Here is a 24,854-nt window from a genome sequence, read left to right as displayed (position 1 = left end):
TCAGCCGCGGTAGGCAGCGGCGAGCTGCCCCACGAGGGTGGCGAACGGCATGGCGAGGTCGCCGTACACCCCCGCGGCGTCCGGATGCGCGTTGTCCGCCAGGACCTCGACGGCGAGCGAGGCGTAGTCGCTCACGATGACGCCCGCCTGCTGCAGGCGCAGCAGCCCCGTGGTCCGCTTGGTCTCGGAGAAGGTGCCGCACGCGTCGACGGCCACGTACGAGTCGTAGCCGCTCGCGGTCGCGGAGATCGCCGGGAATGCCGCGCACACCTCCAGCGAGAGCCCCGCGATGATGAGCTTGCTGCGTCCGGTCGCCTCGATGGCAGCGCGTACCCGGTCGTCGTGCCAGGCGTTCACCGAGCTGCGGTCGATCACCTTCAGTTCCCGCGGCAGTACGGCCTGCAGTTCCGGGATCAGGGGTCCCCACATGCCGTCGGCGGCCGTGGTGGTGACGACAGTCGGAAGGTTCAGGCGCAGTGCGGCCTTGGCCAGGCCGGTGACATTGTGCTTCAGCTCATCGACGCCGATGTCCCGTACGCCGGTGAAGAGACCGATCTGGTGGTCCACGAGGAGCACGGCTGCGTTGTCGGCCGTCAGGGGGGTGTGGAAGCGGTCCTGCATGTCTGTCGCTCTCCTGTCGAGGTCTGCGTACGCGACGCTCGGTACGCAGAACCAGCATCGACACGCTGACCTGCTGGAACAACCGCGATCTGGCACACTTTCGGTGAGCTGGGCTCACCAATGGACGGGGCGGACGAGTGGAGAAGCACGAGATCGAGACCTTCCTGGTCTTGGCCGAGGAACTGCACTTCCGCCGCACGGCCGAGCGCCTGGGCCTGTCGCAGGGAAGGACCAGCCAGATCATCCGGAAACTGGAGCGCCGTATCGGCACCCCGCTGTTCGAGCGCACCAGCCGGCGCGTCGCGCTGACCCCGGTCGGGCGTCGACTCCGCGACGGGATCGAACCCGCCTACCGGCAGATCCAGCGGGAAATCGCCAAGGCGTCCGACGCCGGGCGCGGCATCCAGGGGACCCTGCGCATGGGCTTCCTCGGCCCGGGGACCGCGCAGGCACTGACCGGGATCATCGAGGAGTTCCACGACCGCCACCCAGACTGCCGGGCCCAGCTCATCCTGGAAACACAGATCGACGACCACCTGGCGCCGCTGCGTGACGACCGCGTCGACCTGCTGGCCACCCTCCTCCCGGTGAACGAGCAGGATCTGACCGTCGGCCCGGTCGTCGTACGCGAGAGCTGGATGCTGGCGGTCTCCGCCGACAACCCCCTCGCGCGCCGCGACACGGTCGTCCTCGACGACCTGGCCGCCGACACGGTGCTCGCCGTCGACAGCGCCCCCGCGTACTGGCTCGACCAGCACCTCCCGCCGCGGACCAGCACCGGGCGGCCCATCCGCCGCGGGCCGTCCGTGACCACCTTCCAAGCGGCACTCGCCCTGATCGCGGCGGACGCCGGAATGCTCCCGGTCACCAGCCAGGCAGCCCTCTACTACCCCCGGCCCGACGTCGCCTACGTCCCCATCACGGACGCACCGGAGGCCGCGTACGGGCTCGTCTGGCGGACGGCCGGCCAGAACGCGCGCATCCGCGCCTTCACCAGCATCGCCGCAGCTGCCTGATCGTTGTGCTCCCGGGGCACCGCGACCGGCTTGTCCCGCCGGGCCTGCTTCGCCCGCTTCGCATCCCGACCCACAGCCCGGTTCCTCCTCGCCGATCAGCTTCGGCCGACCAACGACCACCACAACGGCAAAGTGCGGGCCCCACCACCCAAACAGCGCAGCGCCTCAGCGGCGGCCCGCCCGGGCCAGCACCTTCGAACCGAAGGCTACTGGCGGGTTACTAGTCGGTTGGTTCGCCCGTCGTTAACGGCAAGTCGGCAGCCTCCTGTACCAGCTTTGCGCGTTGGCCTCCCGGTGGGGCGGGGTTATGCCTGCCTTGCGGCGGAACCAGCGCACGACGCCCTCCCGGGCTGTCAGTCTCCCGGCCGGAACGGAGCTGCCAGGCCGCCAACTCCGTGCTTCACCTGGTGACCCTCGGCACCGACCTTAGTGGTCGGCTCCGGAAGTCCTTCGGGGGTTGACTTTCGGAGCCTCAGGCGGAGGCGGCTTTGACGAGGGTCTCGGCGGCGGCGGTGCGGGCGTAGAGGACGGAGCGGCCTGCGCGGTGGGCGCTGACCAGGCCCGCGTTGCGCAGCGCGGTGAGGTTTTGGGATACCCCGGCAGGGGAGAGCCCGGTGCGGCGGGCCAGTTCGGTGGTGGAGGCCGGGGTCTCCAGTTCGGTCAGCAGCAGGGTTCGCGAGCGGCCGAGGACGGGGGTGAGGGCGGGGGCTCCGATGACAGGCTGCGTCTCCCACAGCGGTCCGACGCCACGTGCTGGATAAGCGAGCTGTGGTGGGTCCGGCAGTCTCACCCTGGTGCGTAGGCCGGGTCCGGTGAACGCTGAAGGGATCAGCAGCACTCCCGCGCCCGCGGACTCCCGGGGCAGGTTTCGTCTCCGGCGGACCAGCCTCAGCGCGTTGTCGTTCCAACTCACTGAGCGGTGCAGGTCATTGAACAGGTGGCCCGCGCCGTGCTCGGCGACCGTGCGGGCCCGGTAGAAGATGTCGGCGATTTGCCCTTGGTCGTCAGCTGGAAGGCCACCGCGTCGTCGCCCGCGTCGGGGGCGGTGCCGGCTTTACCGGCGGTGCGTGCGGGCACGCCGCCGTTGTAGCGGCGGGCTCGGAGATGGAGCCGCCGTCGGGCCTCGCGGGCCAGTCGCTGATCTGGAAGCCGTCCGCGTCAGTGCCGGACAGCGCGAGGACTTCAACCGGTCGATGCTGAGGCGCGTCGGCGGGGGCCTGGGTCTGGGTTTGCCTGGTCGTCGCGGATGCTTGCGGGGAGGAAGGGCTGCTCTTCGCGCCGGTGCCGCCTGTGCTGGTCCCGCCGTGGCCGCATCCGGTCAGGAGGGCCGCTGTGAAGAGCACTGACATAGTCGCCCTGACCCGCACTTGCTGACTCCCAGCTCTCGGCATTCGCTGGTTCGATCTTTCCGGGCGGGGAGTCGTGGTGGCATCGGTGAGACTACCTAATCTCGTCGCGTAGCTCGGCGCGGACCTGGAGAGCGGCGAGGGCTGTCCGGGACGTGACACCGGTCTTGCGGTAGATGCGGGCGAGATGGGTCTCGACCGTACGGGGGCTGAGATAGAGCCGGGTGGCGATGGCGGGGGTGGTGAGGCCTTCGGCGACCATGGCGGTGATCTCGCGTTCGCGCGGGGACAGGGACACGACGCCCGGCCGGTCACCTGCGGCGGCGGACATGGCGGCGCTGATCTCGTCCGCCAGGTTGACCAGTTGCTGGGCCCCGCCTGCCACGGCGAGGTGCCGGGCACGCTCCCACATGACGCGGGCGCGCTTCGGATGGCCGGTGGCCGCTGCCAGGGGGGCGGCGAGCAGCAGGGTGCGCGCCTCCCAGAGCGCCGATCCGCCACGGGTCGTCTCGGCCACCGCGAGGTCGGCCAGCTCGGCCGCCGCCGCCGTGTCACCGTCGCCGAGCGCGATATGAACGGCGCTGCGCAGGGCGGAGGCTCGCTGCGCAGGCAGGTCCAGCTGCTCGGCCTCCCGTCGGGCACGTTCCGCCCAGGGCACCGCTGGGGCCGGGTCACCCACGACGAGCGTGGAAGCCACCAGCGCCTCGATGAACAGTGGTCGCATGGACGGCTGGAGTCCGTTCAGGTCGTCGCCGCCCGCGCGCAGCAGGGCCGCCCGTGTGCGCGCGGGCTCGCCGACGTGGATCGCCGCGTAGCCGAGCAGGCACCAGGCGATGGACGCCCACCAACTGGTGCTCGTACCGGCCGCCGCAACTCCTTCCTCGGCCACCGCCAGTGCGGTCCGGTCGCCGGGCGGGAGGGTGTGGACCAGGGCATGGGCTTTCTTGGACAGGACCAGTGCCAGCAGTTCGTCGCTGCCGATGCCACGGGCGATGGTCTCGGCCTCGTCTGCGAGTTCTACCGCCGAGGTGAGTCGGAGGGTCTGGATGTGGACATGCGCTTTGCACAGCAGCAGGTGCGGCAGGACGTGGAGTTGGCCGCCGCGCCGGGCGATGGCCAGGCCTCGGTCGGCGTGCCGTTCCGCGTCGGCATACCGCTCCAGGAAGGTCTCCGCCCAGCCGAGGCGCGCCAGTGGCTCGCACAGGCCCGCGAGATCGTTGTCGGTCAGTGCGTCGACGAGCGCCGCCGCGCGATCGGTCACGTCCCGCGCGGCCGGCATGGCGCCTTCGTACGCCTCCCCTAGGGCCGCGACCGCGAGGGCGCCCGCCTCGGCAACCTCGTCGCCCAGCGACCTGGCCAGGTCGAGGGCGCGGAACAGGTCGGGACGCACCTCCGGGTAGTCGGTGGCGTGCGGCGCGGACGAGACCAGTTCAAGGCCGAGTTCGATGGCCTGGGCCGGGGATGGACCGGGCGTACGGGAGAGTTCGCGGCGGAGCAGCGCGACCGCCTCCGTGTAGCGGCCGAGATGACGCTCCATCACAGCGCAGAGCGTCACGGCGGAAGCCCGCAAACCCGCAGCACCTGCATCGCCCGGCGGTGACATGGCGATCACCTCGTGCAGCAGGTCCCGGCTCTCCCGCAGGCCCCCGCAGACGCCCAGCGCACGCGCCCTCCACAGCATCAGCTCACGCCGCCGCGCGGTGTACTCCGGCGTATCCGGCAGATGCCGGAGCGCCACCTTCAGCCAGTGGGCGCAACTCGCGGGGGCGGTGGCGGCGGACCTCTCGGCTGCCTCGGCCAGTACGGCGACGGCCTCCCGGTCCCATCCGGTCAGCGAACGCTCGACGTGGTGTGCGCGTTCGGCGGCGGATGCCCCGGCTTCGGCCAGTCCGGCCGCGGCGAGGCGGTGCATCCGGGCCCGCAGGCCGGGGTCCGTGTTCTCGTGCACAACGGCCCGCAGCACGGGATGGCGCAGCGCCCACCGCCCGCCGTGGCCGGGGCGCAGCAGATCGCGGCCGGCCAGCGCGGCCAGGTCGGCGTCAAGTCCGTCGGCGTCGGACTTGTCCCGGCCCGTCACCACGGCGAGCAGGGCGGGAGTGGCATGGTGACCGAGGACGGCCACCGCCTCGGCGGTACGGCGCTGCGCAGCGGTCAGCGGTGTCAGCTCGTCCAGCAGAAGGGCGCCGAGCCCGTCGGCGTGCCCGGCCTGGAGGAGGGCGAGGAAGTACAGCGGATTGCCGTCGCTGGCGGCGTACAGCTCAGCGGCCCGGCCGGGCGGCAGGCCGGGGGCGAGACCAGGCGCCAGCTCCTCGACGCATGCGCGCTCGGCGAGCGGCCCGAGGCCCAGCCGGAGCACCGTGCCCGCGTCGATGCCCCGGGTGAGCGCGGCGCTCAGGGAGGCCGTGGTCTGGCGGTCGCGCCGGGCCACGACGACCACGACGGAGGTGGACGGAGGATGCCGGACGAGGTGGTCCAGCAGCTCCAGCGATGCCGGATCCGCCCAGTGCAGGTCGTCCAGGGCCACGACGAGCCCGGGGCCGGTCCCGGCGATCCGTACGAGAAGCTTCGCGACCGACCGGTGCAGCTCGAACCGGTCACTGACGCCGAGCCCGGAATCGAGGCCGGCGTCGACGTCGAGTTCGGCGAGGGCGTCGGTGAACGGCTGGTACGGGATGTGCCGCTCGTACTCCGTGGCCCGGCCGCGCAGCACCGTCATGCCCCGGTCCTCCGCCCGCCGGCAGAACTCGGCCATGAGCCGGCTCTTGCCGATCCCCGCAGCCCCCGTGAGGTCCACCAGCGACGGCCCGCCGCCCCTCCCGGGCACCCGGTCGAGCACCGCCTCCAGGCGGGCCAGCTCTGCCGCCCGGCTCACCAGCGGAGTCATGCCGCCCACACCACCACGTCCCCACGCCCCTACCGCCCTTGGCTGTTGGAGAGTTTACGTACACCTATAGGCGCAGCCGCTCCGCGCGCCCGGTCCACAGCACGCACACGACGCACGGCGCCCACGTGGCGTCACTGAGTTCACGGTGGCCTCACCCGCCAACAGCTCCAGGTCGCCTTGTAGTTCGTGGTCCCTGACCACGCCGAGCTGCTGAGCATGCTCGACAACTCGTCAACGCGCTGACGCGACTTCCTCGACGGACCGGCTCCCCGGTGTTCACCAAGCGCGCCGGCCGGCACGCGGCCGTCATACGGCGCAGCACGACGACCGTTTCCGGCGGACCTCCCCACGGGAAACGGATCTCGGCGAGGCCTTCGTACCCGTCCGGGGAGAAGCGCCGGTTTGGGCTGATCTCCCGTTCGCATGCCGCCCGTCGCGCGGCGGGCGTGCTGACGGGCTTCTTGATCTTGTAGGCGCGGTCTCCGATGAATATGACATCGCGGTATGCGTCTCGGACACCTCCGCACGAAGCCGCTCGGCGACACTGGCACGCCGTCGACGGGAATCGATGACATCACTGGCTCCCTGACTCAGCAGCGGAATCCATCAACTCCAGAGTTCCGGGCCGTGCGGCTGATGCGTAGGGCCGAGTGGCCCTCCGACGGCGCCGTACGTCACGTACTCAGACGTCGTGTCGCGGGAGTCGGCCGGGTACTGCCGACGGCCGGGAGGCGGCGCCCGAGCCGTCACCTGCCGTGGCCGGGGCCGGTTGGTCCCCACGAGGGACCCTGGGCCCCGTGACTGCGGATCTCCGCTGACCGACTATGGGGGCACGAGGTCGAACTCTTCGAGTTCAGGAGGCCGGATCATGGACACGTCGCAGCCGCAGAACCGGAGAGAAGCGCGGCCGCACAGGCACCGGCTCTTCGTCGGCACAGGCAACCCCTTGCGCCGTCCGTCCGACCGGTTCCAGGTCTGGTTCGGCCTCTTCCTGATGGCCCTGTTGATTCTGGGTGCACCGGCCGGCGGATGGGTGGCCGGCGCCATGACGCATGCGGCGTACCAGCGCATCGCCGACACTCAGCGGGCGGAGCGCCACCAGGTCATGGCACGCCTCACCGCGAATGCCACGGTGGTGAGCGGGCGGGTGGTGGATGAAAAGGCCTGGGCGCCGGTTCGCTGGAACGACGGGGACGGGTCCGTGCACACGGGTAAGGCCGAGGTGGCGAAGGGCTTGGAGCGAGGAATGACCGTCCGTGTCTGGGTGGGCCCGGAGGGCGTCGTCACCGCGGAGCCGATGACATCCGCAAACGTCAAGGCCACCGCCTGGGCAGCCGGACTCACCGCCGCGGCCACCGTGGCTGCGGTGACTCTCGGTGTCGGGGTGTGCGTGCGAGCTGCTCTCGACCGCCGTCGCTGTGCCGCCTGGGGCAAGGAGTGGGAGTTGCTGGAACCTCAATGGTCCCGGCGCACCCATGAATGAAGTGGCCCGCTCGACGAGACGCCGTCCGCGTGGAGAAGCTCACCGTTCACGTAGGCGCGGATACGGAAAGGACAGGCAGGCCATGTCGCTGTGGCGGCCTGTCCTCTGGGGCAGGGTGCTGCTCGTTGTGGCGGATGAGCACCTCCGCCCGCGCGCTGCCCGTGCTGCTGGCCCACCACGCTGCTCAGGAAGCGGCGGTGCTGGGTGACGGACGACTCGTCGTGATCGTCCCGGACGACGGGGTTCGCCGAACTGGCCGCCGCGACCCAAACCACACTCCCCAACGCAACCTTCGGCCCGCACACCCCGATCTAACGGCACCGGTTGTGGTCCTGGGAGTCAAACAGGCCAAGGGGCTCGAATTCGACGCGGTGCTGATCGCCGACGCGGCCGCGATCCTCGCCCGCTCACCCTGGTTTGGACGCCTTGAGCGCCTGCCCCGGGGCAGAGCTACGGCTCGAAGTCGCCGCTGTCGGCCGGGTCCAGCTGGTCGGGCTGTGCCAGCGGCTGGCGGTCGCGGCGGGCCAGTCGAGCTCCCAGTCGGGCCGGTAGCCGCAGGCTCCCCAGCCGTCCGCCGTCCGTGGGGGATCTCGAGTCCGGCCTGTTGCGCGGCATGTGCCGCGTCGTAGACCTCGTGCGCGATCCGGGCGGCCGCCGTCTTGGAGTCGGCCCGGCCGGTGAAGACGTGGACACCGCGCAGACCGGCGGTGCTCCTCATGGGGACGTCGACCTCATAGAGAGGCAGGGGCATGACGGCCAACTCCCTTCGTGTGTGCTGGTGGTGAGGGACGACCGCGACCGCCCCGGCCCCTGCGCGTTTGCGCGGTCGGGGCGGCACGGAGCGCCCGTCAGCTCATCCGTGGATTGCCTCCAAGGCCTGCGTTCGAGGTCGGCGCCCGTCCGGGTAGTGCGGCAGGGGAGTGGAGTGGGCGGCGCTAGTGACCTGAGTCAGAGATTTTCCTCTGGATCGGTAACAGCCGCTGCGACCGTTGTCGTTCAAGAGGACAGATCACCGGCGCACGGACGATTCAAGGTCGGCGCGCCGTAACAGGCGGAGAATCTCCGACTCAGCTGCGTGGGCACCAGGTTCTGATGTCGGATCCGGCGAGTCCGTGGCTCATCATCCCGTGGGGCTCGTGGACAACCGTGGTGCCGGTTCGGTGGTCTGAACGCGTAAGGCAACCGAGGGGGCGTGTTTTCGTGGGTGAGGAGTGTGAAGACCAGCAGGGGCCGGCCTCGGGGCGGGGGTGTCGCGGCGGCGGCTGCTCGCCGGTGCCGCCGCGTTGTGCGCGGTGGGTGCCGGTGGGGCGGTGGCCTGGGCGGCGTATGGGAGGGGCGGGGTGCTTTCCGCGCCAGAGCCTCGGTGGACCTTCCGTGCCCGAGCTACCTTCTCGCCCTTTGCGGTGGCTGATGGCGTCCTCGTCCTCGCGGGGGAGAACGAGGTGATAGGCGTCGACATCCGGACCGGGCGAAGGCTTTGGACGAGGCCGGCGGATCTGCGGATGTGGAAGGCGGGCGGCGAAGTGCTGGCCATGACTACGACGTGGAGAACCACACCGACTACTCCCAGGGCACCCAGATGGAACGCCTCTCGACGAGGACCGGTGAAATGGTTCCCGTCGACGGCGACCTCGGTCGTCCTCTGCGGAGCCCCCTTCGTGAACTTCACGACACGGGGGAGCCCGGGGTTGTGCACCTGGAGCACCTGAACTCCGTCGCCGCCTACGACCTGAGGTCGCGTCGCCTGCTGTGGGAACGCAGTCATCCCCAGACCATTCCATTGGCGGTCAGTGGCGACGTCCTGCTGTGCAACTCCGGCGACCTCGGTGAGGTTACCGCCCTGGACTGGCTTTGACAGTGTTGAGTGGCCCCGCTCGACAGTGAGTTTCGGCCCCACTTAGCGATCTTTGAGGCACGATCTGACCTTGAGATTTGGCCCCACCGTTCCGTGTGGCCGAAGGTTGAGCGGGTGGCAGTTTGGGTGGGTGTGGGGTCAGCCGAGCAAGGTGAAGAGCACCTCGTCGACTTCCTCGCCGCGCCCGTTCGCGAAATCCCGCTCGTGGCCGGTGACCACGAATCCACACTTCTTCAGGACCTGGACGGAGCCGACGTTGTCCGCAGCCGCGCGGGCGTGCAGTGGACGCTCCGGTGCGACGCCGAGCAGCTCTCGCAGCGCGGCGGTAGCAGCTCCTCGGCCCCAGTATTGCCGCCCGATCCAGTACGTGACCTCGCGTTCCTCGGGAGGGCCGAACACGGCAGTGTGCCCGACGACCTCACTGCTATCGCCAACGACGGTGCGCACGATGACCGCTGGATCTTGGCGGATCCGTGCCCAGTGGGCCTGGAAATAGGCGCTGTCTGATGGGTCCTTGGCAGTGAACGCCGCCATCCGGAGCCCCTCGGGATCGTTCATCTGAGCGAAGAAGACGGGCAGGTCAGCGTCTCGCACTTCTCGCAGCATGACCTCCATTGGAACCTCCGGGCTGGTCGTGAGTGGTCGCGTGCGTCGTGAGGCGCTTCTTCGATCATTTCAGGTGATCCCCACCTCCGAGGGCGTTTCACAGCTGTTCCGCCGAGCCGCCGAGAGCCATGAGAGACCATCAAACGAAGGGGAAAGACAGCCTGGCTCAACCGGCGCCCTGCTGGTTCTTGGCGTGGGCGAGGCGGTAGGAGTCGGTGCCGGTCTCGATGATGTTGCCGCCGAAGGTGAGCCGGTCGACGATGGCCGCGCAGAGCCTGGGATCGGTGAAGGTCTTGGTCCAGCCTCCGAACGATTCGTTCGAGGCGATGGCCACGGAGGCTTTCTCCTCCCGTTCGGTCAATACCTGGAAGAGCAGTTCAGCGCCGCGGCGGTCCAGTTCCAGGTATCCCAGCTCGTCGATCGCGAGGAGGTCCACGCGGCCGTAGCGGGCGATGGTCTTGGTCAGCTGCCGTTCGTCGGCGGCCTCGACGAGTTCGTTGACGAGTTTGGCGGCGAGCACGTAGCGGACCCGGAAGCCGGCCATCGCGGCCTCGGTGCCCAGCGCGTCCGGCTTGGCTGGCAAGGCCGCGCCGCTGCTTGAGTCGGTTGATGGAGCGTCCGACGGTGTTGCGCCGCTTGTAGACCTCACGGTTGAAGGCGGGTGGTGTGCGGCCGTCGGCATCGATGGGGCTGCCCCTCGCCGCGCAACCATCTGGGCTCCCCATGGGTCATGTACGTGTTTGGTTGCTGACGCAGGAAGGGCGGGAGCGGGTGTCCGGAGGGATGGTGAGTGTGGTGGCCGCGGTACTGGTCGCGGTGAACGGGACGGCGGTTGCGGCATCGCCCAGCCCGTCACCGCCGCCCGAGGAACCACTCACGCAGTGCCCAATGTCGTGGACGGAGAAGGTCGACAATCCCGACCGGGACGACGAGCCTGACAGCTTGTTCGACTTCGCTTTCACCGGAGCGCCTCAGGCCATCGTGTCAGGTAGTGGCTGGCACACCTTCCGTGTGCGGCTCACAGACTTCGAGCCGGCAAAGGAGCAGTACCGGTGGGATCTGGATGTGGTGGATGCCAAGAACCGGTCGCGACACGTCATAGGAGCGCGGGTCGAGTACAGGGGCGCACAGGGCCACTGGCAGGCCGTGACCTGGACAGGGCTGCACGACGCACCGGACTTCCTGCGTCCCCGCCTGCATCCAATCCAACCGTACACACCGCCGCCTGGTTCCATCGCCGAAGACCGGGATGGGCTGCCGGTGATCACCCTCACCTTGCGCGTGAACGTCGGCGCCGAGGCGGGAACCGAAGTGGCCTTGCTGGAGATGTCCGCCGGGAAGGTCGAGATGGCCTCGGAGTGGATGCCGACCTGCCTGGACATCGCACGGTCCAGTGACCCCCACACCAGACCGCAGTCAGTCAGCCAGCCAGCCGCCAAGACCACCCGGGGCCCGCTACGGGGGTGGGGCCTTCCACTCGCCGCCCTCCTCACTGGCGTCGTCACCGTTGCCGGTGTCCTCCGCGCCCGCAAACGCCGCCATCCCGCTAGTCAGTTGCACACCTAGTCGGGGGTGTAGTTCAGCGCACCGCAGTTCCAGCAGTCCCAGTCGTCGGGGGCTTCGACCAGGTCGCAGCAATCACAACCCTCGCCCCCACACCGCGCAGTCCTCGCCGCAGCGCCAGCAGGTGAAATGCAGGTGTGCCATGCCCTTGCGTCCTCCCCGTTGCGTGTGGGGGCCCGACAGAAGCATGCGCCAGTACCTGGCTTACTGCGGTGATGCCGAAAGATGGCTGAACTTCCCAGTCAGATGCTAGAGATGAAGCCGGTGAGCGAGGCGAGGCCGCCGCCGATGACCAGGGCCAGGCCGGTGGAGGCGAGGGTGAAGCCGAACCGCGGCGGGGGTACCGACGAAATTCGTCTACCCGCAGTTTATTCGCCAGGGGTCGGTGTGACTCCCGTGTTGAGACCCTCCGATTCCCTGGAGGTTGGGAGCAACGTCTACGGGAGAGTGATGCCGTCGATCTTGGCTCTGCCCGGCGAGGGCGCCCAGGCGCTGCCGAAGTCCGAGGTCGACCGGTACGCGCCGAACCACTGAGACTCCGCGGTCGGCCTGTCGATCAGAGTTCAACCAGAACCGGTGTCGAGTGCCTGATGCTGCACAAGGCCCTCTTGACGCCTTGGCCGACCTGTTGCAAAGCCGAACCGAGAGCCGAAAGAGGCCACCCAGCAACGGGTGGTGAGGACCCCAGGTACCCAGATGCGGCTCCGGCTGATGAGTGGTGTCCTGGAAGAGGGTTTTGGCACGCCGCCACTGCTGCGTCTCGGTGCGAGCGGCCGCATACACCTGATCCGTCCCGTACGGGCTCCCGACAAGCGTCGGCCCGTTGTATCTGGGCACGGCAAGCATCCAAGCCTGATCATCTTCTAGTCGCCACGGAGGCGCATCATGCCAACCGAGAAGCGGACGATGGATCGCCTGCGCTTCGCCGGCAAGGGGGAGCGGCCGCTGACGCCGTATGAACTCGCACAGATGCGGCCCAGTCTGGGAACCGGCGAACGGCTCCGGCGATGGTTGAACTCGCCAACCACCAGCGCATCCACGTCTTCGCCGATGGAAGCCCCCCAGAGCCAGAAGTCCACCGCATGGACGGGGCCGAGGGGAATCTATGGCGTGGCGAGGCCGCGTTCCGGGGCAGGGCGAGCCGGACGTCCGGCTGGACTCGGTGGCGGTCGGCCCCGACCGGCCGGTGTGGATCTGCGGCAGCCGAGGCGGCACCGCCCGCCTGTTGCACGGAGATGGGCGGCAATGGCGATGGCTGGACCCGCTGCCTGTCGCAAGCGTAAACCTGTACCGGGTCGTCCTGGGCTTGCCGGGCGAGGCTTGGGTGAGCGGCGACCAGGCAACCGGCGGAGGATGGTCCGACTTGTGGCCCGCTGGAACGGAGCGTGGACGGTCCTGTCCCCGATCGCAGGCGCCCGTCTGGGCATCAGCGATCTGCACCCGGCTGGTTCCGGTTCGGACGATGTATGGGCGGTGGTCACCGAGGCCGGCGTCGGCGGACCACCGGGGCGCCCCGGCAACCCTGCCCTGAGCCACTGGGACGGCACGGCCTGGACGCGCGGGTACAACCGGGCTTCGGAATCGGCTCGTTGACCGGAATTGCGGGTGACGCACAGGGTCGCGCAGCATGGATATCGGGCTGGAACTACCAGGACCAGAGCCGCAGCACGTACCTGCGCCGGGACGGCAGCACCTGGACCGTCGTACGAGGCCCGGCCGGCGCGGCGACGGCGCCGTACCTCAACGACGTGACACCCACTCCCGGCACTGCAGGATTCTGGTCGGCGGCCATGACGAGTCCCACCCCGGCCCCTCCGACCGAGGCATACACGGAACGCGCCTCGAAACCTGAGCTTGTCCTACGTTCCGAGCGTGGGTGTGAGGCGGTCATTCGTAAGACCGGCGGGCCCCGGGGTTCTGGGTATGGCTGTGAGCTTGTCGCCGTCTGCGCGCCTCGCGGGCACGTTCGCGCACCACATTGGTGCGATACCTCGTGAGGTCGCGTAACTGCCGGATCAGGCCGGGCGGCACGAACGACGGGGGGACCGGGCCGTGTAGGCCGCTTGGGGATCCGCTCTGAGTCCTTCACGTCCGTCTTGGGGCCCTGGAACGCCTTCATGTGGCGGGAGTTGAGCAACCAGCAGTCCATGTCTTTCTCCAGCGGGGTAGACCACCGGCTTTCAGTAGCGCCCGGTCGTCTCCATTCCCACCACCGTGACGCCCTCGGCCAGCAGTCAGTCGCGCAGGGCCAGCAGCCCGGACGTCAGAGCGGGGAAGGTCTGCACCTCCCCGCGGCGCCGCGTCCCCTTGCCCGCACCGGGCACCCGGATACACACCCCACGCCCCCAGCCGCACCTCCGTACCGTCCTTCAGCGTCTCTGTGTGCGCCCCGGGGGTTGAGGAACGGCGTTCGGTCGGCGATAGGTGTGTCGTGGCGGTGTGGGCGGGTCTGGCGCCGAAACAGGTGGGCGGGATCGGCGGTCACGAAGCTAGGGTGCCCGGCATGAACTCCGTAGCCATACGTGGGGCAACGCTCCACTACGACGACCTCGGCCCCTCGGGCGGGCTGCCTGTCCTCCTGATCCACGGGCATCCCTTCAACCGCAGCCTGTGGGCGCCCCAGGCCACGGCGCTGTCCGAGGCGGGGTACCGCGTCATCGCCCCGGACCTGCGCGGCTACGGCGACAGCAGCGCCACCCCAGGCAAGGTCTTCCTATCCGATTTCGCCGACGACCTCGCCGGCCTGCTCACCCACCTCGGCATCGAGCAGGCGGTGGTGGGCGGTGTCTCCATGGGCGGCCAGATCGCCATGGAGTTCCAGCGCCGTCACCCGCACCGCGTGCTCGCCCTCGTGCTGTCCGACACCTCCGCCCCCGCCGAGACCCACGAGGGCAAGGAGTTCCGCAACCGTCTGGCCGACCGGCTCATCGCCGAGGGCATGGACGGATACGCGGGCGAGGTCATCGACAAGATGCTCGCTGCCTACAACGTCGCCGCCCTGCCGGACACGGCCGCGCACGTCCTGGACATGATGCGCGCTACCAATCCCCGCGGCGCCGCGGCAGCACTGCGGGGACGGGCCGAACGCCCCGACTACCGGGAGACGCTGGCCGCCGTTCGTACCCCGGTTCTGATCATCGTCGGCGCGGACGACGTCTACACCCCCCTTGCGGACGCCGAGGCCATCCACCGCCTCGTCCCGCACGCCACCCTGACCGTCATCGACCAGGCCGGCCATCTCCCCGGTGTCGAGCAGCCCGAACGCTTCAACGCCGCCCTGCTCGACTTCCTCACCCAGGTGACCATCCATGCATAACCCGCAGCGGCACGCACCTGCCATACATCGGCCGACTGCACACCTCCAGCGGGCGTCCAGTGTCCCACCTGGTCCGCCCCGCCAAGGCTGCTCGTAGCAAAGCTGGTCGGGACGTGACTGGGGAATGACGGCCAGCGCCCAGCCCAGAGCCGAACGGAGTCGGCGATGCGGCCGAAGAGCCGCGGAGCAGGGGCGTGACCTCCTGGAGGCACCCGCACAGCGTGCACAGCCGCGTCGCTGGGTTCTCCGCAGCGTCCAGGGCGCGCAACAGATCGAGCAGGCGCAGCATCCGGTGGAACTGCTCCAGCACGCAATGCTGGGGGCCGACCCCCGTTTTGCTGCCTTGGGCCCGCGATCCGAGGATCTCATCGCAGGTGCTCCATGCGCTCGGGCAGCGACAGTGGCTCACCGCCCGGCCCCGGGACCGCGATCGCCGACCTCGGCTGTGGCCCCGGGCACGTCGCGGCCTGGCTTGCCGATAAGGGCCCCGTACGAACATCCCTGGCGTCTTCGGGGCCGGTGAACCGGCGTTCTCCGTGCAGACGAAGAGCACCTCGGGGGCCGGGGCGGCGTTGATCAACTTGCCAGGTGGTTCGCTGGCTTGCCGGAGCTCTTGGGGCTCGTCTACGAGGCGCTGGGCACTAAGTCGGCCTTGGTACTGGTGGGCTCTCGTATTCAACTGTCACCAGTTCCCCGTGGAAGCCAACCTGCTGGTGACCGTGTGTGATCTCCAGCGGCGTATCGGCTCCACGTTCCGCCGGTCTCGTTGAGCAGGCGGGTGGTGGTCTTGTCGTGGTAACCGAGATCGTCCGCGACGACGGGAGCGGGCATCTCAAGGAGTTGTTGTCGGATGGCGGCGCCGCGGGCGGCAGCCACTGGGACACCGATCTCGTTGAGGAGCGCAGACAGGTGGTCGGGACGGAAGGGCTGGCCCGCCCGGCCTCCGGGGAACAGCCAGGGGGATGCCTGATTGGTGGCGGTGTTCATGTTGTCGCGGTCGGCGATGTACTCCAGCAGCAGGCATGCGGCCGGCTCGGGGACGGGTGAGGCTGGCTCCCCGAGACGGAGAGGTACTGCTTCTCCGTCGTGCACCACGTCGTCGACGGTGAGCCGGACGATCCGGGTGAGGGGCTGTGCGTAGAGGAGCACGACGACGCCGGCGACGCGGAGGTTTTTCGGTGTGTCCTGGTCGGTCAGCAGGCGGCCGAGGGCGTCCAGGCGTTCGTCTTCGCTCAGCGCGGCTCGCCGGGTGGCCTTCATCGCGGGTATGGAGAGGGACCGTCGGCAATGGCGGCTCTGCATGGCCCAGTTGAGGAAGGCCCTCAAACAGTTGCGGCCGTGCTCACTGTTCTCAGCCCACCAGGCGTCGACGTCGATCTGGCCGCAGGAGGTGAGAGTGGTGTTCCGCTCGCCGAGCCACTGGAGGAAGGCGGCCGCGTACTTGATCTGCTCGGCGGCGAAGCGGCGGATGCTGGGTGTGATGTGGCTCCGATCGGCTCGTGCCCGCAGCCGGGGAAGGACGCGCCAGGTCGCGAAGAGCCGGATCGTCTTGGCGTGTTCGGGATCGGCGATATCGGCCAGATGACCGGGCATCCAGCGCTGGAAGGAGCAGATGTACTTGTCGACGGCGGGCAGGACTCCGCTGGCCATCAGGAGTTCTTCCATGTGAGCGGCTGACCTCCAGGGCTGGAGTTCGTGGAAGGCGTCGTGGGTCAGCGGGATCTGCCCGAGGCCGAGCTGCCGCAGCCGCTCAGAGGCGTTTCCCGGCTGATCGTGGCGTAGGGCCAGCCAGGCCAGCCCGCTGCTGGGCTTGTCCATCGCCACCAGCAGGTCGAACAGCGGGGTCAGTTCGGGACGGACTCGGCCGGTGCCGTCGTCGAGGAGGACGGTGAGCCGGTTGGCGAGCGTGCAGCGTTCGCAGAGCCGCCCGCCCAGGAGTTTCCCTTCGAAGCCGCAGCGTGAACAGTCGAAGGTCTGGGAGAAGCCAGCGCAGGTCGTGCAGATCGCGATGCCGTCGGCAGGGCGGAGACCGGGAAGGGACCGGTCCTGGCCGCATCCCGGGCAGATGCCCCGTGTTCGCACCGCGCGATCCGAGCACGTCCGGCAGACGTATCCGTCCGGCCAGGTGCCGGCCTTGTGCTTGCGGCGTCCGCAACGGCAGCACTCGGCCAGGAACCAGCGCTCGTACTGCTCGTCGGTGGCGTAGGTCCGGCTCATGCGTCGGGCAGGATGCGGGCCGCGCGAGGCCGCAGCTTCGCAACGTTCTCGGACAGAGCCGGGATGTCGCCGGTGGCGGTCTTGCGGACCCCTGCGTTTTCGGCGGTGGTAGCCACCAGGTCGGCCGGGGTGCAGGAGAGGATGTCGCAGAGCGCCGCCATGACCTGCAACGACAGCCGTTCCGGGGTGCCGGAGACCAGGCGGTGGACCTGCGAGGCGGACAGGCCGATCCCGCGTTCGCGCAGCAGCGGGACCAGGTCCGTGGCCGTGAAGATTTGGTGCTTGGCCATCAACTCGCGCAGCCGCCAGGAGTAGCCGACTTTGCGCTTCATGCGTTCCTCCCGCTCCGGCCCTGAAGGGCCGCGGCGATGGTGGTGTCCAGGTGCCGGCGCAGGGTGCGGGTGCGGAAGTCCGAGGACACGCAGGTGTAAATGGAGGTGGTGCTGGCGTGTTCGTGGCCGACCTGTTCCTGGACGAAGCGCGGGTCCCAGCCGTCTTCGATCAGGTGGGTGACGTAGGACCTTCGCAGCGAGTGGAAGTCCAGTCCGTCGTCCAGGCCGAGAGCCTCGCGGTATGCCTGGAATCGGGAGTTGATCCGCTGGCAGCCGATCCGCAGGCCTCGTTCGGATGGCCAGGCGGCCGGATTGCCGTCGGTCCCGAACTGGGGCCGGACTTCGGTGAACCACTCGTCCAGGACGTCAGGGGTCCAGTCGAATACGGTCAGTACTCCGCGGCGCTTGGGCGGCGAGCCCTTCTTGGCCTTGCCGAACCGGACCTGGCACCGGCCGTACTCGCCGAACTCGACCCCGTGCGGGTTCCGGCCGAAGTCAGCGGCGTCGAGCATCCGTGTCTCGTTGCGTCGGGTTCCGTAGGCGTAGGCGGTCTTGAACACGGTGGCGTCGCGGAACGCGGGCAGCCAGCCCTTGCGGCCCAGCGAGCGGATGCGGGCGACCTCGTCATCGCAGTGGGCAAAGAAGGCGTGCAGTTCAGCCTTGGTGAACGCCCGCTTCTTCGGGTCGGACTCGTTGTCCTGGACGTGCACCGCGGTGTTCCACTCGTGCACCACCTGGACGGGGTGAGTGCCGAAGCGGTCCTCGCAGGTCGCGGTCCATTCATAGAGGGGGTCGGTCACGAAGTGGCAGAAGGACCGGACGGCCTCGGAGTACGAACGGATCGTCGAGCGCTTCAGATCGCGCAGTGAGCGCAGGTCTCCGAGCCACTCGTCGACCATCGCCGGCGTCCAGTTCCACGGGTAGGTGTTCACGTACGCGGTGAACGCCTTCACCGTGTTCTCCCGGCCTTCCACGGTCGTGCGGGCCAGGTTCCGTGCCAGCTGCTGATTCGCGAACCCGGTCAGCATCGCCGTGAAGACCTGTTCCTCCGGCCGCAGCAATGCGATCCCATCGACCAGGAGCAGTCTCGCCGCCCCCGGCACCGACCCGTTGAGCCCCCATCGTGCCGCCACCCTCCGTCACTCGCGTTGGATGCGAGAAGACCGCATCCGATGCGAGTCGGCGGATGATCCGCAGGTCATCCAGCCATACGAGTGACATGGCTGGCGATCACGTGCCGCAGCCCGCTACCGTCGCTTGCCACCTCCGGGCTTCAACCTCCCTGGTCACGCAGGAGAATCCGGCGCGTGCCGAGGTCGAATCGCAGACCGTCGCGAGTTCGCATCCAATGCAATAGGCGGCGCTTGGACCAGCGGTACAGCCGTTGGCGCTAAGCACTTGATCATGGTCGTCTAGTGGCTCGTCACGCAACCTTGGCCGGGTAGTCGGTCCACGAACGCATCGGGGAGTCGGGCGCGAAGTTCGTCTTCGGTTGGGCGAGGGCGTCGCGCCAGCGGACGTAGGCGGCGATGGCGGCGTTCTGCTCATCGTGGGTGCGGTGGTCGGTGCCGCGGCCCGTAGGGGTGCACCCCTACGAGCGGTCCCTGGTGTCCGTCGCGGGTGGCGGGCCTTTCTGAAGTGCTACACGGGACCGTGGGCGGGGCGTTGGCTGGGGATCGTCAGCCATGGGCCGCGGGGGCGGGGATTTCGCCGGTGGGTCTGTCGATGCGGTAGACGTAGTGGGTGCGGTCGTCATCCGGGTTGTCCGGGGCCAGGTCGGCAGTGCCGATCCTGTGCAGCCCGGCCTTCTCCAATGCCCGCCACGAAGCGCGGTTGGTCGCGTGGACCGGGACAACGACGGCGGAGGCGCCCGGATGGTCGGTCCATGTGGCCGCCACGATCGCCCGGACGATGCGTGGGCCCAGCCCCTGCCCCACCCGCGCGGGGTCACCGAGCAGGTAGTCGATCGTGACCGCCGTGTCGGGGAGTTCGATTTGGCCGGTCAACTCCGCGCGGTAGTCGGGGTAGTCGGCGAACCGACACCGCTGGACCAGGGCAACCGGCGTGCCGTCCAGCATGACCAGCAGGTCCTCGGACGGCTCCTCGCCGCGCGCCGCCGGCCCGAAGTCCCGCGCGACCGCCTCCGCGGATGTGTCGTGGTGCCACCACCGGGCCACGTGCGGCTGCGCGAGCCATTCCCGCAACAACCCGAAGTCCCCCCGGGCCACCCGCCGCCATGTGATCACCATGCCTCCTCGCAGTCGCCCTCAGGTCACGCCAACTCTATTGGCTCGTAACGCAGCCTTGGCCGGGTAGTCGACCTCGCCCGCGACGTGTGCCACGGCAAGAAGGGCACCATCCACCAGGCGTACGGGGACGGGATGGAGGACCAGCTCGGCGCCCTCGGCCTGGTCTTGAACGCCGTCGTGCTCTGGACGACCCGGTACATCGACGCCGCGGTCGCCCAGCTCCGCGCCGAGGGCCACGAGATCCGGGGCGGGGACATCGCCCGGCTGTCCCCGCTCCAGCACCGCAACCTCAACGTCCTGGGCCGCTACAGCTTCACCGCGTCCGTCCCGCGCGAGGGGCTGCGGCCGCTGCGCGACCCGGACGCGGTGGAGCTGGACGACGATGACGACGGCCGCGAGGCCTGAACGGGCTATGGCTGGGACGGGATCAGGGTGATCCTGACACTGCGGTCCAGGTACCGGCTGAGCGGCGCCGTCGGGGCCTCGCCTCGTCTCGGCCGGCCATCGGTCGTCACCGGCTTCGCGACGGCGGCACCGGCCAAGCAGATGATGGCGCCGGTGGCGTCCCGGCGGTCGGACCGGAATCCAGGCGGCCACGCCTGCGACGTGATCTGACTCACATGCTGTCACAGGGATCGATTAGGCGGTGTCTTGTGCTCGAACCGCTCGAAACGAGGGAGACATCATGGCTGAGAACACCGATGTGGTTGTGATCGGCGGCGGATACGCCGGCGTCATGGCGGCCAATCGCCTGACGCAGTGCGGCGACGTGACCGTGACGCTGATCAACCCGCGCCCGACCTTCGTCCACCGGGTCCGCCTGCACCAACTGGTGGGCGGGTCCGACGGCGCGGTCGTCGACTACCAGGAGGTCCTGGCGGAGGGCGTCCGGCTGGTGGTCGACAGCGTGACACGGATCGACGCGGCCGGGCGTAGCGTGACGCTGGCGGCCGGTGGTGCGGTCGGCTACGACTACCTGGTCTACGCGGTGGGCAGTGGCAGCGCCGACCCGCGGGTGCCCGGAGCGGCCGAGTTCGCCTACCCGATCGCCAGCCTGGAGGAGGTGCAGCGGCTGCTGCCGGTCCTTGATGCCGCGCCCGCATCGGCCGCGGTGACGGTGGTCGGAGCCGGTCCGACCGGTATCGAGACCGCCGCCGAGCTGGCGGAGCAGGGCCGCAGCGTGAACCTGGTCTGCGGTGGGGTGCTCGGGCCGTACTTGCACCGGCGGGGGCGGCGTTCGGTGGCCGGGCGGCTGGCCAAGCTCGGTGTGACCGTGCTCGACGGCCCCGACACGAAGGTGACGGCGGTGACGCGTGATGCGGTGCGGCTCGGCGGCGGCCGCGAGCTGCCGAGCCAGGTGACCATCTGGACCGCCGGCTTCGGCGTGCCGGACCTGGCCGGCCGCAGCGGGCTGAGCACCGACGCCCTGGGCCGCCTGCTCACGGACGAGACGTTGACGAGCGTGGATGACGAGCGCATCGTCGCGGCCGGGGACTCGGCGGCGCCGTCGGGCCTGCCGCTGCGGATGAGCTGCCAGGCTGCGATGCCGCTGGGTGCGCGTGCCGCCGACACGGTGCTCAGCCGGTTGGCGGGGGAGCAGCCCGCGACCCTCAACCAGTCGTTCGGAGCGCAGTGCATCAGCCTGGGCCGGGGCACCGGCATCTTCCAGTTCGGCAACAGGTCCGACGTCGCGGTGTGGTTCCACATCGACGGTCGCCTCGGCGCGAAGATGAAGGAGGCCGTGTGCAAGGGCATCGTGAAGCACCTGGCCGATGAGGCGCACAAGCCCGGTGGGTACAGCCTGCACCGCATGAAGGGAGGCGCCGGGCGCCAGGAGGCGCTGGAGGCCATGCGCGCCGAGGCGCCGGTCGTCGTCGAACGGGCTTCCTAGGTCCGGGCCGGCCGAGGGGGAGATGATCAAGACATGAGTGATGATCACGCCGTTGACCGGGCGACCGAGACATTCGTCGCCCACCGCAATCTGCTCTTCACCGTCGCGTACGAGATGCTCGGCTCGGCGGCCGATGCCGAGGACGTCCTGCAGGAGACCTGGCTGCGGTGGGTCGAGGTCGACCTGGAGCAGGTGCGCGACCAGCGCGCGTACCTGGTCCGGATCACGACCCGGCAGGCGCTCAACCGGCTGCGCACGATGTCGCGGCGCAAGGAGTCGTACGTGGGCCCGTGGCTGCCGGAGCCGCTACTGACCGCGCCGGACGTGGCCCATGACGTCGAGCTCGCCGAGAGTGTGTCGATGGCGGTGATGCTCGTCCTGGAGACGTTGTCGCCGACCGAGCGGGCCGTTTTCGTGCTGCGCGAGGTCTTCGACGTCGGCTACGACGAGATCGCGGCGGCGGTCGACAAGACCCCGGCGGCTGTCCGCCAGATCGCGCACCGGGCCCGCCGGCACGTGGATGCCCGGCGCCCGCGCGAGGTGGTTTCCCAGAGCGAGACGCGGGCGGCTCTGGAGTCGTTCTTGCGGGCGCTGGAGGGCGGGGACCTGCAGGGCCTGCTCGACGTACTCGCGCCTGAGGTCGTCTATATGGGCGACGGTGGCGGTGTGAAGCACGCTGCGCTGCGGCCGATCGTCGGCGCCGACAAGGTGGCCCGCGTCTTGGTCGGCGGCCTCGGCAAGAACACGATCCCGATCGCCTTCGGCCCCACCGTGGTCAACGGCAGCCCGGCGCTGGTCGTCCACCTCGACGGTGAGCTGGACGGCATCGTGGCGGCCCGCGTAGAGGCTGGCCGCATCACCGGCCTCTACTTCGTCCGCAACCCTGAGAAACTGTCCCGCATCGCATCCGAGACCCCGCTCACCCTGCGATGAACTCCCGGTGGCGGATCAGCCACTTGGGGATCAGGCGCAGCACTGAACCCCGTACGGTTCACCTCGCGTGTCACAACATCGCCTGTCAGAACACGCAAAGTTCGCCTTGCTGTATGGCTTTGCGCTCCACGTCCTACATAACTACCGGGCCCCGAAGGGCGATGCCCTCGGCCTCATTCTCACAAATGGAGGCTTGGAGCAGTGAGCGGGCAGCGGCTCGCCAGCACTCACGATGTGCTCGGCTGAAAGGGGAGGCACATGTTCACTGCCTACGCGATCGTCACCGGCATCACGATCGCGGCCAACGCTGGGATTGCCGTTGCGGACCTTTCGGTCGCCGCCGGTGGCCTCGGCCTCGTGGAGGCGGCGGTCCTCGCGGAGCCGGCTGGTGGTGATGCCGAGTAGTCGTTGATCCAGACGTGGCTGACCGGCTCCACGCCGCAGCCCGTGGTCTGGGAGACGAACAGGTGGGGGGTTTGCGGTGCGGGGCCATCGGCGGTTTCGGTAGCCCAGGTAGGCAGCCAGGCGGGTACGTACCGGGTCGGCGAGCAGGACAGTCCGGTTCGGCAGGAGCAGTCGCCCGTCGCGCAGATCCGTGGTCTTCAGCATGCGCAGTTGCCCGGTGGTGAGCGCGTGGAAGATGGCCAATGCCGCCAGGGCCGCCCGCGGTACTTCCTGGTCGTGTAGGGCTTTGCGGAGGTCGTCGACCGCGACCGGCAGGGGAGTGGTGGATCGGCACGAACCACGAGGTCATCTCCGACACCACCGTCGTCAATATGCTCAAGCGCCGTGGCGGCGAACTCGCAGAACACTATCCCGCCTTCCACGCCGCCGACTTCACCCCACATGACTTCCGTCGACTCCTCGCCACTGACCTGGCGAACCACGGGCTCCCGATCCACATCGGCGCTGCTCTACTCGGCCACTTGAATCTGCAAACAACTCGTGGCTACGTCGCCGTGTTCAACGAAGACGTCGTTCGCCACTATCAGGGCTTTCTCGACCGCCGCCGCCAGGCCCGCTCCGCAGACGAATACCAGCGGTCGACGTGGCCTTCGCGGAGAGGGCCGCCTGTCAGGTTCAGCACTCGGATGGCTGAGTTCGTCAGCGGTATCGCGTCAGCGTGTCTGGCCAGGGCGAGGTGTCCGTCGAGCGGGCCCTTCCGCTGTCTGGGGCCGTGTACGGCGTCAGGCGGCGACGGCCGCCCGGCCTGCGATGAACGTACGAGCGGTCTCCGCCACCCGGCCGCCGAGGTGCTGCGCGGTCGCGATGTCGGCCTTGTGCACGCCCTCCGGCCCCTCGTCGGAGTTCGTCTGGGCAGCGGCGCCGAAGAAGAAGCCGAGGCGGTTGAGGTCGTGCTCGGAGCCCTCCCTGGAGTTCCATCCGGGCTTCAGTCCGAGGTTCACCCAGTGCATGCCGTGCTGAGCGGCGAGCGTCGCGAAGTACTGCAGGGTGTGCAGCTTGTCGCCGCTCTTGGAGGCGGAGTTGGAGAAGCCGGCCGCCAGCTTGTTCTTCCAGGCGTCGGTGAACCAGCGCTTGGAGGAGTCCTCGGCGAACTGGTGGAAGGCGCCGGAGGCGGTCCCCATGTAGGTGGGTGACCCGAAGACGATGGCGTCGGAGCCGTCGAGCAGCTCCCACTGGGCCTCGTCGATCTCGTCGACCTTGATCAGGTGGACGGTGGCACCGGCGGCGGCCGCTCCGTCGCGGACGGCCTCGGCGATGACGGCGGTGTGGCCGTAGCCGGAGTGGTAGGCGATCGAGACAACAGGGGTGGTCACGGTAGGGGCTCCTCGAAAGCAATGTGCTCGTCGTTGGGGCCCTAAGAGAAACACTAACTTTTATAAAGCGCAACCCCTTGGTTAGCGCTGTGGGTGAGTATGGTTGCTGTATGAAGACGAGCGAGACCAGCACCCAGGAAGAGAGCAGCGGAGCCTGTCCGGCCGATGACCTCGCCTTTGACGTGTTTTCCCGCAACTGCCCGTCGCGCGGCACGCTGGAGCACGTCACCGGCCGTTGGGGCAGCCTCACGATTGGAGCACTGCACGAAGGCGCGTTCCGCTTCAACGAGCTGCGCCGCCGGGTCGACGGCGTGAGCGAGAAGATGCTGTCCCAGACCCTGCATGCCCTGGAGTGCGACGGTCTCGTACAACGGGAGGCGCAGCCGACGAACCCACCGCGGGTCGACTATGAGCTCACCCCACTGGGGTACGAGGTCGCCGAGCGGCTACTGGGCCTCATCCGTTTCCTGGAGGGCCGGATGCCCGAGGTGCTGGCGGCGCGGGAGCGTTGCGACGAGATGCGCGACGCCTCGGCAGCCGCTGACAGCGGGGGTAGCTGGAATGATTCGTCCAGGCGCATCGGGGTGGCGCAGCGGCGGCAGGGCTCGTCCTCCCAGCCGTAGGCGTCCAACGAGCGGTCGAATAGCCTTGTTCGCCGTTCACGTTCATATGCAGGCTGTCGAAGCTGGCGCCGCCGACAGCCAGGCCACGTTCATCACGTCCCGTACGTGACCGAGCAGTTCGACCGAGCGGGGCGGGGGATG

General features: G+C 69.2%; 21 protein-coding genes and 3 pseudogenes. 12 read left to right on the top strand and 12 right to left on the bottom strand.

Annotated features, from left to right (window positions below; genetic code table 11):
• Nucleotides 1–621, bottom strand: coding sequence for an isochorismatase family protein (locus ACH492_RS36895; RefSeq protein WP_398993320.1), 621 nt, complete (start codon nucleotides 619–621; stop codon nucleotides 1–3).
• Between the two features lie 137 nt (nucleotides 622–758).
• On the opposite strand from ACH492_RS36895, the gene ACH492_RS36890 reads away from it, so the two are divergent.
• Complete coding sequence (locus tag ACH492_RS36890; RefSeq protein ID WP_398993318.1) at nucleotides 759–1,637, top strand: LysR family transcriptional regulator; 879 nt, start codon at nucleotides 759–761, stop codon at nucleotides 1,635–1,637.
• Between the two features lie 472 nt (nucleotides 1,638–2,109).
• Here ACH492_RS36890 and ACH492_RS36885 read toward each other — a convergent pair whose 3' ends face one another.
• Together ACH492_RS36885 and ACH492_RS36880 are read right to left on the bottom strand one after the other, a co-directional pair.
• Nucleotides 2,110–2,550, bottom strand: coding sequence for an ArsR/SmtB family transcription factor (locus ACH492_RS36885; RefSeq protein ID WP_398993316.1), 441 nt, complete (start codon nucleotides 2,548–2,550; stop codon nucleotides 2,110–2,112).
• Nucleotides 2,551–3,077: 527 nt separating this feature from the next.
• Nucleotides 3,078–5,867 (bottom strand): AAA family ATPase, encoded by a 2,790-nt coding sequence (locus ACH492_RS36880; protein ID WP_398993314.1) that lies wholly within the window; start codon nucleotides 5,865–5,867, stop codon nucleotides 3,078–3,080.
• Between the two features lie 868 nt (nucleotides 5,868–6,735).
• Between ACH492_RS36880 and ACH492_RS36875 the strand changes: the two genes are divergently transcribed.
• Nucleotides 6,736–7,350, top strand: coding sequence for a hypothetical protein (locus ACH492_RS36875; RefSeq protein ID WP_398993312.1), 615 nt, complete (start codon nucleotides 6,736–6,738; stop codon nucleotides 7,348–7,350).
• A gap of 450 nt (nucleotides 7,351–7,800) precedes the next feature.
• On the opposite strand, the gene ACH492_RS36870 is transcribed toward ACH492_RS36875, so the two are convergent.
• On the bottom strand, nucleotides 7,801–7,965 hold the full coding sequence (locus tag ACH492_RS36870; protein WP_398993310.1) for a hypothetical protein: 165 nt from the start codon (nucleotides 7,963–7,965) through the stop codon (nucleotides 7,801–7,803).
• Between the two features lie 928 nt (nucleotides 7,966–8,893).
• Between ACH492_RS36870 and ACH492_RS36865 the strand changes: the two genes are divergently transcribed.
• A complete protein-coding gene (locus ACH492_RS36865; RefSeq protein WP_398993308.1) occupies nucleotides 8,894–9,205 on the top strand; it encodes a hypothetical protein in 312 nt (103 codons plus the stop codon).
• A gap of 138 nt (nucleotides 9,206–9,343) precedes the next feature.
• Here ACH492_RS36865 and ACH492_RS36860 read toward each other — a convergent pair whose 3' ends face one another.
• Both ACH492_RS36860 and ACH492_RS36855 read right to left on the bottom strand, forming a co-directional pair.
• On the bottom strand, nucleotides 9,344–9,820 hold the full coding sequence (locus tag ACH492_RS36860) for a GNAT family N-acetyltransferase (RefSeq protein WP_398993306.1): 477 nt from the start codon (nucleotides 9,818–9,820) through the stop codon (nucleotides 9,344–9,346).
• Between the two features lie 157 nt (nucleotides 9,821–9,977).
• Nucleotides 9,978–10,376, bottom strand: a pseudogene (locus tag ACH492_RS36855) (ATP-binding protein); the annotation flags it as partial.
• Nucleotides 10,377–10,699: 323 nt separating this feature from the next.
• On the opposite strand from ACH492_RS36855, the gene ACH492_RS36850 reads away from it, so the two are divergent.
• Together ACH492_RS36850 and ACH492_RS36845 are read left to right on the top strand one after the other, a co-directional pair.
• The gene (locus ACH492_RS36850; RefSeq protein ID WP_398993304.1) at nucleotides 10,700–11,377 is read left to right on the top strand and encodes a hypothetical protein; all 678 of its coding nucleotides are present in this window, start codon (nucleotides 10,700–10,702) and stop codon (nucleotides 11,375–11,377) included.
• A gap of 1,350 nt (nucleotides 11,378–12,727) precedes the next feature.
• A complete protein-coding gene (locus ACH492_RS36845; protein WP_398993302.1) occupies nucleotides 12,728–12,967 on the top strand; it encodes a hypothetical protein in 240 nt (79 codons plus the stop codon).
• A 52-nt stretch (nucleotides 12,968–13,019) separates the two neighbouring features.
• On the opposite strand, the gene ACH492_RS36840 is transcribed toward ACH492_RS36845, so the two are convergent.
• Nucleotides 13,020–13,178 (bottom strand): hypothetical protein, encoded by a 159-nt coding sequence (locus ACH492_RS36840; RefSeq protein ID WP_398993300.1) that lies wholly within the window; start codon nucleotides 13,176–13,178, stop codon nucleotides 13,020–13,022.
• A gap of 699 nt (nucleotides 13,179–13,877) precedes the next feature.
• Between ACH492_RS36840 and ACH492_RS36835 the strand changes: the two genes are divergently transcribed.
• Complete coding sequence (locus ACH492_RS36835) at nucleotides 13,878–14,690, top strand: alpha/beta fold hydrolase (protein WP_398993298.1); 813 nt, start codon at nucleotides 13,878–13,880, stop codon at nucleotides 14,688–14,690.
• A gap of 675 nt (nucleotides 14,691–15,365) precedes the next feature.
• On the opposite strand, the gene ACH492_RS36830 is transcribed toward ACH492_RS36835, so the two are convergent.
• The 4 genes from ACH492_RS36830 to ACH492_RS36815 all read right to left on the bottom strand — a co-directional run bounded on the left by ACH492_RS36830 (nucleotide 15,366) and on the right by ACH492_RS36815 (nucleotide 19,488).
• Nucleotides 15,366–16,907: a hypothetical protein gene (locus ACH492_RS36830; RefSeq protein ID WP_398993296.1), complete on the bottom strand. Its 1,542-nt coding sequence runs from the start codon at nucleotides 16,905–16,907 to the stop codon at nucleotides 15,366–15,368.
• Nucleotides 16,904–17,239: a helix-turn-helix domain-containing protein gene (locus tag ACH492_RS36825; protein WP_398993294.1), complete on the bottom strand. Its 336-nt coding sequence runs from the start codon at nucleotides 17,237–17,239 to the stop codon at nucleotides 16,904–16,906. Before ACH492_RS36825 ends, ACH492_RS36830 begins: the two co-directional genes overlap by 4 nt.
• The gene (locus tag ACH492_RS36820) at nucleotides 17,236–18,372 is read right to left on the bottom strand and encodes a tyrosine-type recombinase/integrase (RefSeq protein WP_398993293.1); all 1,137 of its coding nucleotides are present in this window, start codon (nucleotides 18,370–18,372) and stop codon (nucleotides 17,236–17,238) included. The genes ACH492_RS36825 and ACH492_RS36820 overlap by 4 nt, the downstream gene beginning before the upstream one ends.
• 546 nt (nucleotides 18,373–18,918) lie before the next feature.
• Entirely contained in the window at nucleotides 18,919–19,488 is a 570-nt protein-coding gene (locus tag ACH492_RS36815; RefSeq protein ID WP_398993291.1) for a GNAT family N-acetyltransferase, read from the bottom strand.
• A gap of 72 nt (nucleotides 19,489–19,560) precedes the next feature.
• On the opposite strand from ACH492_RS36815, the pseudogene ACH492_RS36810 reads away from it, so the two are divergent.
• From ACH492_RS36810 to ACH492_RS36790, 5 genes and pseudogenes are all read left to right on the top strand, one after another.
• Nucleotides 19,561–19,893: pseudogene (locus ACH492_RS36810) on the top strand (Tn3 family transposase); the annotation flags it as partial.
• 280 nt (nucleotides 19,894–20,173) lie between these two features.
• On the top strand, nucleotides 20,174–21,379 hold the full coding sequence (locus ACH492_RS36805; protein ID WP_398993290.1) for an NAD(P)/FAD-dependent oxidoreductase: 1,206 nt from the start codon (nucleotides 20,174–20,176) through the stop codon (nucleotides 21,377–21,379).
• Nucleotides 21,380–21,412: 33 nt separating this feature from the next.
• Nucleotides 21,413–22,312, top strand: a complete 900-nt coding sequence (locus ACH492_RS36800) for an RNA polymerase sigma-70 factor (protein ID WP_398993288.1) — start codon at nucleotides 21,413–21,415, stop codon at nucleotides 22,310–22,312.
• A 258-nt stretch (nucleotides 22,313–22,570) separates the two neighbouring features.
• Nucleotides 22,571–22,717: a hypothetical protein gene (locus ACH492_RS36795; protein ID WP_398993286.1), complete on the top strand. Its 147-nt coding sequence runs from the start codon at nucleotides 22,571–22,573 to the stop codon at nucleotides 22,715–22,717.
• Between the two features lie 242 nt (nucleotides 22,718–22,959).
• A pseudogene (locus tag ACH492_RS36790) lies at nucleotides 22,960–23,265 on the top strand (site-specific integrase); the annotation flags it as partial.
• A 234-nt stretch (nucleotides 23,266–23,499) separates the two neighbouring features.
• Here the strand turns inward: ACH492_RS36790 and ACH492_RS36785 are convergent.
• Nucleotides 23,500–24,090 (bottom strand): flavodoxin family protein, encoded by a 591-nt coding sequence (locus ACH492_RS36785; protein ID WP_398993285.1) that lies wholly within the window; start codon nucleotides 24,088–24,090, stop codon nucleotides 23,500–23,502.
• A gap of 110 nt (nucleotides 24,091–24,200) precedes the next feature.
• Between ACH492_RS36785 and ACH492_RS36780 the strand changes: the two genes are divergently transcribed.
• Entirely contained in the window at nucleotides 24,201–24,713 is a 513-nt protein-coding gene (locus ACH492_RS36780) for a winged helix-turn-helix transcriptional regulator (RefSeq protein WP_398993283.1), read from the top strand.
• Nucleotides 24,714–24,854: the final 141 nt, after the last annotated feature.

The sequence above is a fragment of the Streptomyces sp. NPDC019443 genome (assembly GCF_044389785.1).
Taxonomy (GTDB): domain Bacteria; phylum Actinomycetota; class Actinomycetes; order Streptomycetales; family Streptomycetaceae; genus Streptomyces.
This window is presented reverse-complemented; position numbering and strand designations above follow the sequence as displayed.